19 protein-coding genes are annotated in these 17,144 nt (G+C 65.7%); 5 read left to right on the top strand and 14 right to left on the bottom strand.

Annotated features, from left to right (window positions below; all coding sequences use genetic code 11):
* The first annotated feature begins 6 nt into the window (after positions 1 to 6).
* Positions 7 to 1,128, top strand: coding sequence for a hypothetical protein (locus RPC_RS00865; protein ID WP_011470652.1), 1,122 nt, complete (start codon positions 7 to 9; stop codon positions 1,126 to 1,128).
* A 201-nt stretch (positions 1,129 to 1,329) separates the two neighbouring features.
* On the opposite strand, the gene RPC_RS00860 is transcribed toward RPC_RS00865, so the two are convergent.
* From RPC_RS00860 to RPC_RS00825, 8 genes are all read right to left on the bottom strand, one after another.
* Positions 1,330 to 1,857 carry an RNA pyrophosphohydrolase gene (locus tag RPC_RS00860; protein WP_011470651.1) on the bottom strand — a complete coding sequence of 176 codons (528 nt, stop codon included), beginning with the start codon at positions 1,855 to 1,857 and terminating at the stop codon, positions 1,330 to 1,332.
* A gap of 245 nt (positions 1,858 to 2,102) precedes the next feature.
* Complete coding sequence (locus tag RPC_RS00855) at positions 2,103 to 3,341, bottom strand: divergent polysaccharide deacetylase family protein (protein ID WP_011470650.1); 1,239 nt, start codon at positions 3,339 to 3,341, stop codon at positions 2,103 to 2,105.
* A gap of 185 nt (positions 3,342 to 3,526) precedes the next feature.
* A complete protein-coding gene (locus RPC_RS00850; protein ID WP_011470649.1) occupies positions 3,527 to 4,885 on the bottom strand; it encodes a S41 family peptidase in 1,359 nt (452 codons plus the stop codon).
* Positions 4,882 to 6,228, bottom strand: a complete 1,347-nt coding sequence (locus RPC_RS00845) for a murein hydrolase activator EnvC family protein (protein ID WP_011470648.1) — start codon at positions 6,226 to 6,228, stop codon at positions 4,882 to 4,884. The genes RPC_RS00850 and RPC_RS00845 overlap by 4 nt, the downstream gene beginning before the upstream one ends.
* A 19-nt stretch (positions 6,229 to 6,247) precedes the next feature.
* A complete protein-coding gene (rlmH, locus tag RPC_RS00840) occupies positions 6,248 to 6,730 on the bottom strand; it encodes a 23S rRNA (pseudouridine(1915)-N(3))-methyltransferase RlmH (protein WP_011470647.1) in 483 nt (160 codons plus the stop codon).
* 68 nt (positions 6,731 to 6,798) lie between these two features.
* Positions 6,799 to 7,194, bottom strand: coding sequence for a ribosome silencing factor (gene rsfS / locus RPC_RS00835; protein WP_080507292.1), 396 nt, complete (start codon positions 7,192 to 7,194; stop codon positions 6,799 to 6,801).
* 146 nt (positions 7,195 to 7,340) lie between these two features.
* Positions 7,341 to 7,970: a nicotinate-nucleotide adenylyltransferase gene (locus RPC_RS00830; protein WP_011470645.1), complete on the bottom strand. Its 630-nt coding sequence runs from the start codon at positions 7,968 to 7,970 to the stop codon at positions 7,341 to 7,343.
* A 31-nt stretch (positions 7,971 to 8,001) separates the two neighbouring features.
* Positions 8,002 to 9,303: a glutamate-5-semialdehyde dehydrogenase gene (locus RPC_RS00825; protein WP_011470644.1), complete on the bottom strand. Its 1,302-nt coding sequence runs from the start codon at positions 9,301 to 9,303 to the stop codon at positions 8,002 to 8,004.
* 158 nt (positions 9,304 to 9,461) lie between these two features.
* Between RPC_RS00825 and RPC_RS00820 the strand changes: the two genes are divergently transcribed.
* Together RPC_RS00820 and RPC_RS00815 are read left to right on the top strand one after the other, a co-directional pair.
* On the top strand, positions 9,462 to 9,758 hold the full coding sequence (locus RPC_RS00820) for a type II toxin-antitoxin system ParD family antitoxin (protein WP_011470643.1): 297 nt from the start codon (positions 9,462 to 9,464) through the stop codon (positions 9,756 to 9,758).
* Positions 9,748 to 10,044 carry a type II toxin-antitoxin system RelE/ParE family toxin gene (locus RPC_RS00815; protein WP_011470642.1) on the top strand — a complete coding sequence of 99 codons (297 nt, stop codon included), beginning with the start codon at positions 9,748 to 9,750 and terminating at the stop codon, positions 10,042 to 10,044. The genes RPC_RS00820 and RPC_RS00815 overlap by 11 nt, the downstream gene beginning before the upstream one ends.
* Here RPC_RS00815 and proB read toward each other — a convergent pair.
* The gene (gene proB / locus RPC_RS00810) at positions 10,041 to 11,171 is read right to left on the bottom strand and encodes a glutamate 5-kinase (protein ID WP_011470641.1); all 1,131 of its coding nucleotides are present in this window, start codon (positions 11,169 to 11,171) and stop codon (positions 10,041 to 10,043) included. The genes RPC_RS00815 and proB overlap by 4 nt on opposite strands.
* Before the next feature lie 251 nt (positions 11,172 to 11,422).
* A complete protein-coding gene (gene obgE, locus RPC_RS00805) occupies positions 11,423 to 12,472 on the bottom strand; it encodes a GTPase ObgE (protein ID WP_011470640.1) in 1,050 nt (349 codons plus the stop codon).
* Positions 12,473 to 12,645: 173 nt separating this feature from the next.
* On the opposite strand from obgE, the gene RPC_RS00800 reads away from it, so the two are divergent.
* Positions 12,646 to 13,569, top strand: a complete 924-nt coding sequence (locus RPC_RS00800; protein ID WP_011470639.1) for a DMT family transporter — start codon at positions 12,646 to 12,648, stop codon at positions 13,567 to 13,569.
* A gap of 4 nt (positions 13,570 to 13,573) precedes the next feature.
* Here RPC_RS00800 and RPC_RS25875 read toward each other — a convergent pair whose 3' ends face one another.
* From RPC_RS25875 to rplU, 4 genes are all read right to left on the bottom strand, one after another.
* The gene (locus tag RPC_RS25875) at positions 13,574 to 13,744 is read right to left on the bottom strand and encodes a hypothetical protein (protein WP_157043109.1); all 171 of its coding nucleotides are present in this window, start codon (positions 13,742 to 13,744) and stop codon (positions 13,574 to 13,576) included.
* 222 nt (positions 13,745 to 13,966) lie between these two features.
* The gene (locus tag RPC_RS00795) at positions 13,967 to 14,566 is read right to left on the bottom strand and encodes a GNAT family N-acetyltransferase (RefSeq protein WP_011470638.1); all 600 of its coding nucleotides are present in this window, start codon (positions 14,564 to 14,566) and stop codon (positions 13,967 to 13,969) included.
* A gap of 129 nt (positions 14,567 to 14,695) precedes the next feature.
* The gene (gene rpmA / locus RPC_RS00790) at positions 14,696 to 14,968 is read right to left on the bottom strand and encodes a 50S ribosomal protein L27 (protein WP_011470637.1); all 273 of its coding nucleotides are present in this window, start codon (positions 14,966 to 14,968) and stop codon (positions 14,696 to 14,698) included.
* Positions 14,969 to 15,030: 62 nt separating this feature from the next.
* Positions 15,031 to 15,429 (bottom strand): 50S ribosomal protein L21, encoded by a 399-nt coding sequence (gene rplU / locus RPC_RS00785; protein ID WP_011470636.1) that lies wholly within the window; start codon positions 15,427 to 15,429, stop codon positions 15,031 to 15,033.
* A gap of 382 nt (positions 15,430 to 15,811) precedes the next feature.
* Here rplU and RPC_RS00780 point away from each other — a divergent pair, with 382 nt between their 5' ends.
* Positions 15,812 to 16,993, top strand: a complete 1,182-nt coding sequence (locus RPC_RS00780) for an ROK family protein (RefSeq protein WP_011470635.1) — start codon at positions 15,812 to 15,814, stop codon at positions 16,991 to 16,993.
* Positions 16,994 to 17,144 lie beyond the last annotated feature (151 nt).

The following is a 17,144-nucleotide window of genomic DNA, read 5'->3' as shown; positions in this document are numbered from 1 at the left end:
GATGTGATGGTGGTTTCAGGCAATCCAGAGCGCGCGGTCCCGCAGTTCGACATCTCGGGACTTCGGATCCTGGAAATCGGCAGCGGCTATTTCAAGAAACAATATCCCGATCAGACCACGCTGCTGTGGAGCGCGACCAAGTTCTCCGACGACTTTCCGCTGATCGACGGCTTCTCGACGCCGGACCGGGTGCTGCGCGAACTCGCCGCCGCGGCCGAGGGCCGCTACGACGTGGTGATCGCCAACACGGTGCGTTACTCGCCATGGCATCCGCGCTATTGGGCGCGGGCGCCGTTCAACACGCCGCGGCATCCGTGGGCTTCGCTGACCAGGCAATTCGGCGTCGAGATGCTGCGCTGGGCCAAGGTTCCGGTGCCGCTGGTCGCCATCGACATGGATGATTCGTTCGGCATCGGCACCGATTCGGTGTTCCTGCTCGACAAGGCCAAGGTGTTCTTCAAGCGCGAATTGCCGGTCGACAAGTGGCAGGTGCTGTACGGCACCATCCATCCGCATCTGCCGACGCTGCGCTATCGCAACAGCGACAAATGGCGCCGCCGGATGGACAAGCTGCAGCCGATCTCGCTGCCGCAGTTCAAATATGACGAGCGCTGGCGCGATGCTGCGTTTCCGGAAAAGACCCACGACATCTTCTTCTCAGGCTCGGTCAACGGCAATTCGACGGTGCGCAGCGCCGGCGTGCCGGAGCTGGAGCGGCTGAAGGCGTTGGGCTACCGGATCGATCAGCCGACCGAACGGCTGCCCTACGCGGCGTTCCTGGAGCGGATGTCGCATTCCTGGCTGGCGTGGTCGCCGGAGGGCATGGGCTGGGACTGCTATCGGCACTACGAGGCGGCGATCGTGCAGTCGGTGCCGGTGATCAATCATCCGACCATCCTGCGCCACGCCCCGATGCTGGGCGGCGTGCATGCGGTGTACTACGACGTCGAGCCGGGCGGCCTGGAGCGCGCCGTGGTGGCGGCGCTGGCCGACAAGGACCGGCTTTGCAGCATGGCCAAGGCCGCGCGCGACAACGCGTTCAGCCATCACGTGCTGAAAGCCTATTGCGATCACATTCTCCGCGCGGCACTGGCGCCGGAGGGAGATGCGGGTGCGGCGACGGTTTAGACCGGAGCGCGGCGGTGCCGTGGCTGTTTGATCGAACGCGCGCGCCCCACAACGAGGCTTTCATTCCGGGGCGCGAGTTCGTCAGAACGAGCGAACCCGGAATCTCGCTGCGCAGGCAAGCGTCGGGCGTGTCGCGAGATTCCGGGTTCACTCGCGGCTCGCGCCGCTCGCGCCCCGGAATGACAGCTTCCTCTTCTGCGCTCAGCCGCCGCCGGAGACCTTGGCGGCGTCCTTGGCCAGCGCGGCGAATTCCTTGACCACGCGCTCATAGACCGGCCGCTTGAACGGCACGATCAGGTCGGGGAGATTCTGCATCGGCTCCCAGCGCCAGCTGATGAATTCCGCCTTATGGCCGCCGCCCGGCGAGACCACGTCGATCTCGGAATCGTCGCCGGTGAAGCGCACCGCGTACCACTTCTGCCGCTGCCCGCGATAACGGCCCTTCCAGCTGCGGCCGGCGACGGTGCGCGGGATGTCGTAGATCAACCAGTCGGCGATTTCGCCGAGTTTCTCGACCGATCTGACGCTGGTTTCCTCGTAGAGTTCGCGCTTGGCCGCAGTCCACGGGTCTTCGCCGGGATCGACGCCGCCTTGCGGCATTTGCCAGACGTGCGTCTCGTCGACGTGCTCGATTCCGCCCAGACGGCGTCCGATAAACACCAGCCCCTCCGCGTTGAGCAGCATCATGCCGACGCAGGTCCGGTAGGGCAGGTCATCGTAACGGGTCATTCGATCAGAGCCTTTGCAGTGAGAGCGTTAGAGTGAGGCTTCGTCGGCAGGGCGGCCGCATCTCAAGGCCAGCCGTGACGTCGCTCCGGCCGATGGATCGCGCCGCAGTGACCGGTTCATCGCCGACCGCCTAGCCTCAGCACATCTTACGCGCAAAACCGATCGAAACGGACAGCAAACAATCGCCCTCGAACCTAATGAGATTGGCGCGCAGGCCCGGCCGGTTCGGCGGCCGTCGCGGGAACCTACGGAGCACCAGCTTGGCCTGATTTTGATTTCAGCATCGCGGTTGTCAATGGCACCAGCAGCAGGCCGCGGCCCTCCAACGATCGGCTCCAGGTTGCAATCCGCTCGATCGAGATCGGCAGCGCGGAGGCCATGCCGATGGCGTTGCCGTTGTCCCGCGCCAGACTCTCCAGCCGATACAGCGCGCGGTCGATCTCCAGCGCGGTCGGCACCACGTCGATGCTGAGATCGGCCTTGCCGAACGGCAGCGTCTGCGTCGTGGCCAGCAATGCGGCGACGCCGCGCGGCGATTGGCCGTCGTCGAGATAGCCGAGCCCGCGCTTGGCGGCCTCGCGTACGATCGGCTGCAGCGCCGGCTCGGTGGTGACGAAGCGGCCGCCCATGAAATTGGTGATGCCGATATAGCCCTGGAACCGGCTGAGATGCCAATACAGCCGATCGATGTTCTGCTCGGAGGGCAGCGTGGTCAGCAGCGTCTGCGGCCCTGGATCGTTGTCCGGATAGTCGAACGGCTCCATCGGAATTTGCAGCAGCACCTCGTGGCGCTGGGCGCGGGCCCGCTCCACCAGCTTGGCCGGATCGGAGCCGTAGGGCGTGAACGCCAGCGTTACCGCGGCGGGCAATTTCATGATCGCGTCGTTGGTCTTCGCCGCGCCGACGCCGAGGCCGCCGACCACGATGGCGATGCTCGGCATCCGTGCCGCCTTGGCGCGGTCGGCCTCGCCGGCGGTGGCGTAGGCGTTGAACGGCTTGACCCCGTCGGCGACCATCGGGATCATGCCGTAGCGGCTCTTTTCCAACAGCTTTTGATCGATGCCGACGGTGATCGCCGGCGCCACGTCGCTCGCCGCGGTGTCGCCGCCGCCGCCCGGCACCACCACCTGCTGGCGCGCGCCGCTGGAGCCGTCGATGATGGTGACGGTCTTCTGGCCCGGCACCTCGACATGCGCCGCCTTGTCGTGGCTGCCGCCGGCGGCGCCATCGTGCGACTCCGCCTTGGCGGCTTTGTCGGTCTCCGGCGCTGCCGGCTTGTCGGCTGCCGGCTGCGGACGGATCGCCATCCGCACCATCGGTTCGCCGCCCTGCGGATTGTCGTTGAAAAGGGCAAAGCCGGCAAACGCCAGCAGCACCAGACCGAGCAGCGTCGCGATCGCCTGAGTTCCGGAAAACGGCAGCCGAAACTTCCGCTTGCGCGGCCGCTTCTGCCCCAGCGGCGCGCTCAGTTCGTCCGTTGTCACGGCAAGGGACCTCCCGAATCAGCCGTGGCGACAATACCATGGGTCGGCCGAATCGGCGCAGCGCGGGGCCCGCGGCCGGCCGATGGCGGCCACTGCCAGGCCGGTGCGCCGGCAGCAAAAAGGGCGGCCCGAAGCCGCCCTTTGCCAAATTCTCGTTCAGCGACCCGACGAGGGCGCGTGCCGGCTCAGTTCTCGACCTTGCCGGCCGGCTTGTCGATCGCCGCCTTGTCGCCGGTGGCCGGCGCGGTGGCGTTGACCTTGACGCCGTGCAGCAGGTCGGCCGCCATCTTCAACGCCTTGTCGTCCTTGGCTTCCGGCGGCACGTAGGATTGCGACCCGGTCTTCTCGTCGCCTTCGGCCTTCAGATGGCCGCGCAGCGAGGCTTCGCCCTTGGTGTCGGTGCGCGACTTGATCTCGTCGGGCACGTCCTGCAGCACCTCGATGTCCGGGGTGATGCCCTTGGCCTGGATCGACTTGCCGGACGGCGTGAAGTAGCGCGCCGTGGTCAGCCGCAGCGCGCCGTTGCCGCTTCCGAGCGGAATGATGGTCTGCACCGAGCCCTTGCCGAACGAGCGGGTGCCGACCAGCGTGGCGCGCTTGTGATCCTGCAGCGCGCCGGCGACGATTTCCGACGCCGAAGCCGAGCCGCCATTGATCAGCACGATGACCTGCTTGCCCTTGGCGAGGTCGCCCCCATGGGCGGCGCGGCGCTGGGTTTCTTCGGCGTTGCGGCCGCGGGTGGAGACGATTTCGCCGCGATCAAGGAACGCATCCGACACCGTCACGGCTTCTTCCAAGAGGCCGCCCGGGTTGTTGCGCAGGTCGAGAATCCAGCCCTTCAGCTTGTCGTTGCCGATCTGGGTGGTGAGGGCGGCGAGTTCGCGCTTCAAGCCTTCGGTGGTCTGCTCGTTGAAGGTGGTGATGCGGATGTAGCCGATGTCGTCGCCTTCGACGCGGGCGCGCACCGAGCGGACGCGGATGTTGTCACGCACCAAAGTGACGTCGATCGGATTGTCCTGGCCCTTGCGGACGATCTTCAGCCGGATCTTGGTGTTGACCGGGCCGCGCATCTTCTCGACCGCCTGATTGAGCGTCAGGCCCTGCACCGCCTCGTCGTCGAGATTGGTGATGATGTCGTTGGCCATAATGCCGGCCTTCGAGGCCGGGGTATCGTCGATCGGCGACACCACCTTGATCAGACCGTCTTCCATGGTGACCTCGATGCCGAGGCCGCCGAACTCGCCGCGGGTCTGCACCTGCATGTCGCGGAAGCTCTTGGCATCCATGTAGCTGGAATGCGGATCGAGCCCGGTCAGCATGCCGCTGATCGCGGATTCCACCAGCTTGGAGTCGTCGGGCTTTTCGACATAGTCGCTGCGCACCCGTTCGAACACGTCGCCGAACAGATTGAGCTGGCGATAGGTGTCGGAGGTCGCGGCCCGCGCGGTGGATCCCATCAGGATCGATCGCGGTTGGGTCACGAACAATGTGAGCGCCGCGCCGGTGGCAACGCTCAGCAGAATTACCGAAGTCTTGCGCATCATCCGCGAACCTTTTCGCCTTCACTTGCGGCCCACCATGGGCCTGAATCGATGGGAGTGCCGTCCTTACGGAACTCGATATAGAGCACGGGCTGACTCGCATTGGCCGCGAGGATGGAAGCGACCCGGGAGCTCGATCCCATGGTCGCGACAGGCTCTCCCGTGAGCACGAATTGTCCGATGTTAACCGAAATGCGCTCCATCCCGGCGATCAACACATGATACCCGCCACCGGCATTCAGGATCAAGAGTTGTCCGTAGCTGCGAAACGGTCCTGAATACACAACCCAGCCATCGCACGGAGTTGTGACCTGGGCGCCGGGCCGCGTTGCCACCGAAATACCCTTCTCGGTGCCGCCGACGCCGTCGGAACGCCCGAATTCGCGGATCTTGCTGCCGTTCACCGGAAGCGCAAAAAGTCCCTTGGCGGAGGCGAACGAAATCGCCGGGCTGAGCCGGCCGGGATCGCGCAGCGCCGCCATATTCGGCTTGCCGTTCGCTGCGGTCGGCGCGCCCTGCAGATTGGCGGTGGCGGCGGCCTTCGCCGCGCTCTTCAGGTCCTGCTCCATCTTGGCGATCAGGTCCTGCAGACTGTCGACCTGCCGCGACAGCGTCGCGGCGCGGGCGCGTTCCGCCTCCATGTCCTTTTCGGCGGCGCTCTGTTTCTTCTGCCGCTCTTCGACCAATGAGGCCAGCCGCAACTGATCCTCGGTCAGCTTGGCGCGATCGGCCGCCAGCTGATCGCGTTCGGCGGCGATGGTCTTGCGCAAGTTGATCAGTTCGCCGAGGTCGCTGGCCAGTCGATCGGCGCGCACCCGCATCTCCGGCACCACGGCGCCGAGCAGCATCGCCGAGCGCAGCGATTGCAGCGCGTCTTCCGGCCGCACCAACAACGCCGGCGGCGCGCGGCGCCCGGCGCGCTGCAACGCCGCCAGCACTTCGCCGATCTCGGCGCGGCGCTCTTCCAGCGAAGAGCGGATCTGCTGCTCGCGGACGTCGAGCGGCCGCAGCCGCGCCTCGGCGTCGCCGATGCTGGTCTCGATGCCGCGCACCCTTGCGGCGATGTCGATCAGTCGTTCGTTGAGCTTGGTACGATCCTCGCCGATCGCGGCGATATCGGCCTTGAGCTTCTCGCGCAATTCCGCGGCGCTCTTTTGCTGGGCGCGCGCCGCCTCGAGTTCCTGCTCGCGCTGCTTGATGAGATCGACCGGCGGCGGCGCGCTTTGCGCCTGCACTTGCGATAACATCGCGGCCGCCGCGATCACGCCCGCCAACAGCACAGCCGCCCCCGGACGGGCCAAAGCCGCCGTGTGACCCAGTGTCGGGTGGGGCCGCGGTGTCTGCATCAAGGGGTCGGCGCTCTCGTTAGGCTCGATGATAGGGGTGCCCCGACAGAATTGTCGCGGCCCGATACAATTGCTCCAGGAGCATGACGCGAACCATCTGATGCGGCCAGGTCGCGGCTCCGAACGAAACGCTCAGCTTTGCCTTGCGCCGCAATTCGGGCGAAAGTCCGTCCGCGCCGCCGATCACGAAAATCGCCTGCGCGGTGGATTGGTCGCGCCAACCGCCGAGTTTCCTGGCGAATCCCGCGCTGTCGAGACTGTCGCCGCGCTCGTCCAGCGTGACCAGCACGGCTTTATCCGGAATCAGTGCGGCGATCGCCGCAGCCTCCTCGGCGATCCTCGTCGGCGCGTCGCGGGCGCGGCTTTCGCCGATTTCGTGAATCTCCGGGCCGCGAAAGCCGAGCTTGCGGCCGAGATCGTCGAACCGCTCGCGGTAACGCTCGGCCAACTCCCGTTCCGGGCCCTGCTTGAGCCGGCCGATCGCAATCACAACAACGCGCATCGGTGCAAACTAGCACCGCAAGCCGCGCTTGGCACCAAGGTCGCGGGCGCGCGACAGGCCTGATCCAGCTACAGCGTCTTCGCGGCCGCCGGGATCTGGGTCCACAACCTCTCCAGATTGTAGAACGCGCGGACTTCCGGGCGGAACACGTGCACGATGACGTCGCCGGAATCGATCAGCACCCAGTCGCAATTGGTCAGGCCTTCGACATGCGGACTGCTGACGCCGGCCTCCTTGAGGCCCTTGACGACATTCTCCGCGACCGCACCGACGTGGCGGTTGGAGCGCCCGCTGGTGACGACCATGTAATCGGAAAAGGCGGATTTGCCGCGAAGGTCGATGGTGACCGTTTCTTCCGCCTTCATGTCGTCGAGGCGGGAGAGGATGAGCTTCAGAGTCTCGTCGGCGTCTGGCCGCGCCGTCAGGACCGCGACAGGAGTCGATGCTTTACGCGTCTTCGGCAAGACCGAGTTCGACGCTAAAGACTTGGACAATACAGATGTGGTCAGGGACCATTCCTTTCACTGTATCGCGAACGCCGAATCCCGGCGCCCGAGAGCTATCCTACGCAAATGGGGTGAAGGGTTCAATATTCCAATCGGGGGTGCGGTCATTTCTTCCAGCTGCCGTCCGGGTTCCGCAGGCCGGTCGAAGCCAGCGGCGACTTCATGCCGGTGAGAAACACCCAGGCCGGCGGCTTGCGATCGGCCAATCGCGCGGCCGCGGTGGCGGCGATGCGTGACGTCCCCAGCGCCCGGGCCGCCGGGGCGGCGAGCGCGCGCAGGCTCTGCGGCGGCCGGTCGATCACCGCAATCGGCACCTGCGCGGCGATCCGCCGCCAGCCCTGCCAACGGTGGAACTGCCCGAGATTGTCGGCCCCCATGATCCAGACGAAGCGCACCTTGGCGCAGCGGCGGCGCAGATAATCGATGGTGTCGACCGTATAGCGGGTGCCGATGAAGCTCTCGAGGCAGCTGACGACGATGCGCGGGTCGTTGGCCATCGCCTGCGCGGCGGCGGCCCGCACCGTGAGGTCCTGCAGCGCGCTGACGTCCTTCAACGGATTGCCCGGCGTCACCAGCCACCACACCCGGTCGAGCTCGAGCCGCTTCAGCGCCAACAGGCTGATGTCGCGATGCGCCTGATGCGGCGGATTGAACGAGCCGCCGAGCAGGCCGATGCGCATGCCGTCGCTGTGCGGCGGAATCCGCGATGAGGGCGCGACCGAGCGTGGCGTCACCTTCAGGCTCCGCGCGCGCGAAAAATGCGGTTCACGGGCGGATCTGACCGGTGCCGTGCACCCGGTATTTGAAGCTGGTGAGTTGCTCGGCGCCGACCGGGCCGCGGGCGTGGAACTTGCCGGTGGCGATGCCGATCTCGGCGCCGAAGCCGAATTCGCCGCCGTCGGCGAATTGCGTCGAGGCGTTGTGCAGCACGATCGCGGCATCGACCTCGTTGAGGAATTTGCTCGCGACGGATTGGTCCGCGGTGACGATCGCCTCGGTGTGGTGCGAACCGTGCTGGGCGATATGGGCCAGCGCCGCGTCGACGCCGTCGACCAGCTTCACCGACATGATCGCGGCTTCGTATTCGGTGTCCCAATCCTCCTCGGCCACCGGCTTGACCCGCGGATCGACGCGCTGCACGGCGTCGTCGCCGCGCACCTCGCAACCGGCCTCGAGCAGCGTGGTCACCAGCGGCGCCAGATTGGAGGCCGCGGCGCGGTCGATCAACAAGGTCTCGGCGGCGCCGCACACCCCGGGGCGGCGCATCTTGGCGTTCAGCACGATCGATTTGGCCATGTCGAGATCGGCGGCGCGATCGACATAGACATGGTTGATGCCTTCGAGATGCGCGAACACCGGCACCCGGGCTTCGGCTTCGACGCGCGCGACCAGACTTTTGCCGCCGCGCGGCACGATGACGTCGACGTTGCCGTCGAGCCCGCCGAGCAGCAGCCCGACCGCGGCGCGGTCGCGCACCGGCACCCGGGTGATCGCGGCCTCCGGCAGCCCGGCCTCGCGCAGCCCCTCGACCAGACAGTCGTGGATCGCGCGGCAGGAGCGGAAACTGTCGGAGCCGCCGCGCAGGATCACCGCATTGCCGGATTTCAAAGCCAGCACGCCGGCGTCGGCGGCGACGTTGGGCCGGCTCTCGAAGATCACCGCGATGACGCCGAGCGGCACCCGGACCCGCTCGATGGTCATGCCGTTCGGCCGCTGCCAGCGCTCGGTCACCTGGCCTACCGGATCGGCGATGTCGTGGATCACGCCGATGCCGTCGGCCATCACCGCGACCCGGGCCTCCGTCAGCGTCAGCCGATCGATGAAGGCATCGGTGGCGCCGCCCGCCCTGGCCTCGGCGACGTCCTCGGCATTGGCCTGCAGAATCGCCGGCGTATGAGCCCGGATCGCGCGTTCCATCGCCGCCAGCGCCTCGTTCTTCTGCGCGGTCGGCGCAATCGCCAGCACCCGCGCCGCGGCGCGGGCCTGCGCGCCCAGCGCGGTCATCATGGCGGCGAGTTCGGCGCCAGGATCGGCGGCGCCGTCGATGGCTTTCAGGGAGGCAGTCATTTCGGGCCCAAAATCGGCAAGTATTGTGTGGCCTGCTAAAATAGGTGGTCCGGGGCCGCAGGTCAAAGCGGCTTGCCGAAAGCCGCCGGCCTGCCCGGGTGGCGGCCTTCCCATCGGCGGGATTCGAACCTATTTTTGCGGTGACAGCGGAGGCGCGGATGGCGAGCTATCACATCGGCAAGCATTTCGAAGACCTGATCGACGAGTTGATCAAGAGCGGCCGTTACGCCAGCGCCAACGAGGTGATCTGCGACGGCCTCGGTTTGCTCGAAGACCGCGAGTTGCTCCGCGCCGCCAAGATCGAGGCGCTGCGCGTCGAGATCCAGAAGGGGATCGATAGCGGGCCGGGCCGCGAGATTGACGGCAAGACGCTGGCCGAAGAGATTAAAGCGCGCGGGCGGCAGGAGTTGGCGGCTGCGGAGCAAGAATTGGCGGCAGCCAAGCATGGCTCGTAAGTTCCGGCTCAGCGAACAGGCCGAGGCCGATCTCAACTCCATCTGGCGATACATCGCGTCTGCTGATGTGAGGGCCGCCAACGGCCAAATCGACCGCCTGACCGAAGCGATGGACTTGCTCGCAGAGGCGCCGCTCGCTGGCCGGGCGCGGCCGGAATTCGGCGCGCAACTGCGGTCTTTTTTCCTCCGAGGGTATACGATCTTCTATGTCGTCACACCGGGAGGCATTGAGATCGCTCGTGTATTGCACGAACGGATGGATATCGATCCTGCGGATTTTAGTTAGCCCGGCACCGCCCCCATCACCAGGTCGTCGCGGTGGATCATCTCGGCGCGGCCGGTGATGCCGAGGATGCTCATCACGTCGGGCGAGGAGTGGCCCTTGATGCGGTCGGCGTCGTCGGCATCGTAGGCGACCAGACCGCGACCGATCTCGTCGGTGTCGGGCCCGCGCACCACCACGGCGTCGCCGCGGGCGAAATGGCCGTCGACCCGGATCACGCCGGCCGGCAGCAGGCTCTTGCCGGCGCGCAGCGCGGTGACCGCGCCGGCGTCGATGGTCAGCGTGCCCTTCGGCTCCAACGAGCCCGCGATCCAGCGTTTTCGCGCGGTGACGGGATTGGCTGGGGTGAGAAACCAGGTGCAGGCGCCACCATTGGCGATGGCGCGCAGCGGGTGGTCGATCTTGCCCGACGCGATCAGCATATGGGTGCCGGCGGTGGTGGCGATCTTGGCGGCTTCGATCTTGGTGCGCATGCCGCCGCGCGACAATTCGGATTCGGCACCGCCGGCCATCGCCTCGATCTCGGCGGTGACCTGCTCCACCACCGGGATCAGCTTGGCGTCGGGATTGGCGCCGGGCGGCGCGTCATACAGCCCGTCGATGTCGGACAACAGGATCAACAGATCGGCGCTGCTCATGGTGGCGACGCGGGCGGCGAGCCGGTCATTGTCGCCGTAGCGGATTTCCGCAGTGGCGACGGTGTCGTTCTCGTTGATCACCGGCACCGCGCGCCATTCCAACAGCTTGCCGATGGTGGAGCGGGCGTTGAGATAGCGGCGGCGCTCCTCGGTGTCCTGCAGCGTCACCAGAATCTGTCCGGCGCCGATGCCGTGATCGCCCAGCACCTCGGACCAGATCCGCGCCAGCGCGATCTGCCCGACGGCGGCGGCGGCCTGGCTTTCCTCCAGCTTCAACGGGCCGCGCGCCAGCTTCAGCCGGCTGCGGCCGAGCGCGATCGAGCCAGAGGAGACGATCAGCACGTCGCGGCCGTGCAGATGCAATTCGGCGATATCGGCGGCAAGGGCGGCGAGCCAGGCCGCCTTAACCTCGCCGGCCTCGGAATCGATCAGCAGCGAGGAGCCGACCTTGACGACGATGCGGCGGAAATTCTTCAGTTCGGGACGGTGCATGGGAGTTTCTGGATCAGCTAACGACAAGCAATTCAACGTCGCCAAGGCGGCAGCAGGCTCCCTCGCCCCGCTGTTGCGGGGAGAGGGGTGGGGTGAGGGGCTCCTGCCGACCTGCGGAAGCCGAGCTCGATCGCGCGTGGTGCCTCGCCCCTCACCCCGATCGCAAGAGCGATCCGACCTCTCCCCGCGAAGAGCGGGGCGAGGTGAGGCCGTGCGTGCGGCGCGTTCGACTGTAGATCCATCGATCGATGCTACACGTTCTGCGGCGCCCAGGGTTCGGCCTGCGCCGCGCCCTTGGCCTTCTCCGACACCGGGGCCTCGCCGATCACTTCGACCAGCGCGCGCAACGCCTCCTTGACGCCGGTGCCGGCGACGCCGGAGATCAACAGCGGCGTCTTCTTGGCGGCGCGCTTCAGCCGGTCCTTCTGTTTCTTCAGTTCGTCGGCTTCGACCGCGTCGATCTTGTTCAGCGCCACGATCTCGACCTTGTCGGTGAGCTCGCCGGCGTAGGCCATCAGTTCGTTGCGCACGGTCTTGTAGGCCTTGCCGGCGTGTTCGCAGGTGGCGTCGACCAGATGCAGCAACACCTGGCAGCGCTCGACATGGCCGAGAAAACGATCGCCGAGTCCGGCGCCCTCATGGGCGCCTTCGATCAGACCCGGAATATCCGCCAGCACGAATTCGCGGCCATCGACGTCGACCACGCCGAGCTGCGGATGCAGCGTGGTGAACGGATAGTCGGCGATCTTCGGCTTCGCAGCGCTGACCACCGACAGCAGCGTGGACTTGCCGGCATTGGGCAGCCCGACCAGCCCGGCGTCGGCGATCAGTTTCAGCCGCAGCCAGATCCAGCGCTCCTCGCCTTCCTGGCCGGGATTGGCATTGCGCGGCGCGCGGTTGGTCGAGGATTTGAAATGCGCGTTGCCGAAGCCGCCATTGCCGCCCTCGGCCAGCACGAAACGTTCACCAAGCTTGGTGAAATCGTGGATCAGGGTCTCGCGGTCCTCGTCGAGGATCTGGGTTCCGACCGGAACCTTCAGCACGATATCCTTGCCATTGGCGCCATGGCGGTCCTTGCCCATGCCATTGGTGCCCTTTTGGGCCTTGAAATGCTGCTGATAGCGGTAATCGATCAGGGTGTTGAGGCCGTCGGCGACCTCGATGATGACGTCGCCGCCGCGGCCGCCATTGCCGCCGCTCGGGCCGCCGAACTCGATATACTTCTCGCGGCGAAACGCCACGCAGCCGTTACCGCCGTCGCCGGAGCGAATATAAACCTTGGCTTCGTCAAGAAATTTCATGTCTATCCCTATCGCAGGGGGGCTGAACCGGCAACCGATTCAATGCCGAAAGGCCTGTAAATGCCGCGCTTTCCGCGCTTGCAGGCGGCCCGGATATTGAAAAAGATGGGGCGGGCCGTCGAACCAGCTGCGATGCGCACGGCCTCACCTCGTTGAGTAAGGTTTCCCGACATATGGGGTTGTTTGCCAGAATTTCGAGCGGTGCTGCGCCGGACAACGCGCGCCTGGCCGGCATCGGGCTGATGTTGGCGGCGATGGCGCTGTTTTCATTCGGCGATGCGCTCGGTAAGTTGGTGGTGGCGAGCTATTCGATCGGGCAATTGCTGCTGCTGCGCGCCTGCGCCGGGCTGATCGTGCTGTCGCCGCTGATCTGGCGGCAGCGCGCCGAGTTCTTCCGGCTGCAGCGGCCCTGGCTGCAATTGGCGCGCACGATCATCGCCACGCTGGAAGTCGCGACGTTCTTTCTCGCCACCGCCTATCTGCCGCTCGCCGACGTCATCACCTTTTACCTGGCGTCCTCGCTGTTCGTCACCGTCGGCTCGGCGCTGTTCCTGCGCGAAAAGGTCGATGCGCCGCGCTGGATCGCGATCGTGGTCGGCTTTGTCGGCGTGCTGATCGCGCTGCAGCCCTCGGCGCAGACCATGACCTGGCCGGCGCTGATTGCGCTTTGCGCCAGCGTGTTCTTTGCAGCGCTGTTGCTGATCACAAGGTCGCTGCGCGGCACGCCGGATATGGTGCTGGCATCGCAGCAATTTCTCGGCACCCTGGCGCTCGGCGCGGTGCTGATCCCGGCGGCGCCGTCCGGCTGGATCACGCCGGGGCTATTTGATTCTGCGCTGTTCGCGATCGCCGGCGCGGTGTCGGCGCTGGGGTTGTTATGCGTCAACCGCTCGCTGCGGCTGGCGCCGGCCAGCGTCGTGGTGCCGTATCAATATACGATGATCGTATGGGGCGTGGTGTTCGGCTATCTGGTGTTCGGCGACTGGCCGTCGATGGCGACGCTGAGCGGCGCCGCCATCATCATCGGCGCCGGATTTTATATCTTGCTACGCGAGCGTCTGGGCGCGGCGCCGGGCGCGATATCGCCCGGCGCCTGAATCGCTACTTGCCGGCCGAAGCTTCCAATCCCGGCAGCACCAGCTGCAGCGGCGGGATGCCCGAGGTGCGTTCGTTGGCGACGAACTGCGCGTGGCGGCGATCGGCGGCTTCCACTTCATGCTGGAATTCGTCGAGCATGTCGCGCTTGAGCAGGGCGTTCAGATATCGATCCATGTGCATCTCCTATTGCACGATCTTGCTAGCCCGCGCCGAGCGGGCTGCGTACTCGGAGCGCTACGGGCGCGGTTGCATGTGATTAAGCGTCCGCTAAGCGCGCGCCGGAAATGCCGCGCAAAGCCGCGTCGGCTGGGCAATGGATCGGCGGATGCAAAAACACAAATGCCCGGCACAACGCCGGGCATCGATCCTGTCGCTCTGTAGCAAACCGGCGCGGAGCTACACCAGACGCTTCTTCGAGTTGCTCCAGCTCTTCAGCGACGACCACACCCCGCGGCTCAGCCGGAAACAGTCCACCGGGGTCGAACCGCCAAGCGCCTCGAAGCGGTGCAGTTCGACGCCGCTCCACTGGAAGCCGCACTTTTCCAGCACATTGCGCGAGGCCGGGTTGGCGACCCGGGCGCCGGAGATCAACTGATCGACGTCCTCGAACTCATCGAAGGTGAAGTCGATCACCGCGCGCGCGGCCTCGGTGGCAAAGCCCTGGCCCCAATAATCCACGCCGAGCCAGTAGCCGAGTTCCGGCGCGTCCTGGTCGCGCCAGTCGATGCCGACCACGCCGATCGGACGGAAATCCAGCTCGATCAGGAACACGGTCTCGTTGCCGGTCTCGGCCAGCGCCTTGATGAAGCGCGTCGCGTCGTCCAGCCGATAGGGATGCGGCAGCCTGCGGGTGTTTTCCGCGACCCGGCGATCCTTGGCGAGGTTGGCGATAGATTTTACGTCCGCGAGCGTCGGCTTGCGCAAGGCGAGCCGTTCGGTCTCGAGGACGCAGCTACTGGTCTCGCGCAACGTGGATGTCGGGAGGTCCTGCAACATGTCGGGCTCCTGTGCGTGGAAGCATAACGCAACAAACGAAAAGGGGAGGCCGGTTTCCCGCCTCCCCCTTGGAGCCTGATCTGCTCCGCCGGTTCAACAGGACCCGGCGGACGATTTTATGTCCACCGTTTATTCGGCCGCGGCTACTGCGATCGGAAGGACCGATACGAAGGTGCGGCCGTTGGCTTTGGCGCGGAATTCGACGTGACCTTCGACCTTGGCGAACAACGTATGATCGGTGCCCATGCCGACATTGAGGCCGGGATGCCAAGTGGTGCCGCGCTGACGCGCAATGATGTTGCCGGGAATCACGCGCTCGCCGCCATAGGCCTTGATTCCGAGCCGCTTGCCCGCTGAATCACGCCCGTTGCGCGATGAACCGCCTGCTTTTTTGTGAGCCATGGCTCGTCTCCAAACTGCAAAGGGAAGTGTAAATCAATTCCTTGACGGAATCATTGCAAATCTTACGCCGCGGCGTCGTCGGCTTCCGCTGACGTTTCGACCACCGGCTTCTTCTCGCGCGGCGGACGCGGCCCAATGCTGGGCGCCTTGCCGTCGGCGAGGATCTCGGTGATGCGCAACACCGTGATTTCGTCGCGATAGCCCCGCTTGCGCTTGGAATTCTTGCGCCGGCGCTTCTTGAACGAAATCACCTTGGGGCCGCGCTTGTGCTGCAGCACTTCGGCGGCCACGGTGGCACCGGCCACGGTCGGCAGGCCGAGCACCGGGGTGTCGCCGCCCAGCATCAGCACTTCACCCAATTGGATGATGGTGCCGACATCGCCGGCGATCTTGCCAATTTCTAAGACATCATCCGGAACGACGCGGTACTGCCGCCCGCCGGTTTTGATGACTGCGAACATCGTTGAATTCCTTCGTGTTCGATTCCAGCCTCGGATCGAGCCGGGCTGGCTTCTTGTTCAGTCGTTAAAGTGCAGCGTCCTGGGTGGCAAACTGATGTCGCCTGGCCAAAGATGCCCGATGGAAATGCCGGCGGTCAAAAACCGTCCGATCTTGGCGCCGCGGATTGCTCCGGCCACGCAAAAACGACGGCGCGAGAGATACCCGCGCCGGACGCTGGCTTTATAGCCCGCGTCAGCCGCGAGTCAAGGCAAGCCGGCCCCGAGCCGGCTTCCGCCGATCACAAACGCCGCAATTCCAGGCCGGCGTCGCCCGAGCGCGAAACAAACCGGTTCCCCGGATGTTGTCTGCGCTCCACACCGGATCCAGAAGAGGCGACACAGGATGGCTGACGACACACTGACGGCAACCGGCATCGGCAACCACGGCGCGACGCGCCTGCCATCGGTGGAGGTCGACAGTTACAATATCGAGCTCAAGGACGATGAAGGCTTTCTCGGCGACCGCGCCAGCAGGGGGGCGTTCCAGAAGATCCTCGACGGCTGGCGCAAGCCGCTGCGCAAGAACGGCGACGACCCGTTCGGCAAGAAATCCACCGAGGACATCAACAAGCATGAGCTCGACGCCATTCTGACCGGCGACGACGTCGGCGCGGTGGCGGTGGTGCACAGCGCGATCGAGGAATTCGCCCAGGAACTGGCCTATGTGACCCGCCGCTTCATGAAGACCAAGGCCTGGGCCGGCACCGAATGCATCGTGGTCGGCGGCGGTTTCCGGCAGAGCCGGCTCGGCGAATTGGCGATCGCCCGCACCGACATCATCCTGAAATCCGAGGGCATCGCGGTCGATCTGGTGCCGATCCGCTATCATCCCGACGAGGCCGGGCTGATCGGCTGCCTGCATCTGGCGCCATCGTGGATCTTCGAGGCCCACGACAGCATCCTGGCGGTGGACATCGGCGGCTCCAACATCCGCTGCGGGGTGGTCGAGACCCGCTGGAAGAAGGCCCCCGACCTGTCGAAAGCGGTGGTCTGGAAATCAGAGCTGTGGCGGCACGCCGAGGAAGAGCCGACCCGCGAGGGCGCGGTGAAGCGGCTCGTCAAGATGCTCAAAGACCTGATCGGCGCCGCCGAGGCCGAGGGCTTCAGGCTGGCGCCGTTCATCGGGATCTCTTGTCCCGGTGTGATCAACGCCGACGGCTCGATCGAAAAGGGCGCGCAGAACCTGCCAGGCAATTGGGAAAGCAGCCGTTTTCATCTGCCGACCAGCCTGATCGAGGGCATTCCGGTGATCGGAGACCATGATACCGCGGTGCTGATGCACAATGACGGCGTCGCCCAGGGCCTCAGCGAAGTGCCGTTTATGCAGCAGTTCGAGCGCTGGGGCGTCCTGACCATCGGCACCGGGCTCGGCAACGCCCGATTCACCAACCGCAAACCCAAGGTCAAGAAAGACAAGGACGTCGAAAAGGCCAAGGAGAAGGACAAAGAGGCCGACAAGGGGAAGAGCAAGGATAACGAAAAAGACAAAGACAAAGAGAAAAAGGACAAGAAAGACAAGGACTGAGGCCGGCCGCCCGCCGGCCGGCACGTTCGGCAACTGCGCTCGCCGGCCGCTCTCCCGCCACCGCGGCGTGCGGGACCACGGTGCGAGACCAGCCGGTGGCGACTCGGCGGAGGCCTGGTCGGGCCACTTATATCGCAGCGCTTCGGCGACC

Source organism: Rhodopseudomonas palustris BisB18 (assembly GCF_000013745.1).
Lineage (GTDB): Bacteria > Pseudomonadota > Alphaproteobacteria > Rhizobiales > Xanthobacteraceae > Rhodopseudomonas_A > Rhodopseudomonas_A palustris_F.
The sequence above is the reverse complement of the archived record's forward strand: the minus strand, read 5'-3'. Positions and strand labels throughout refer to the sequence as shown.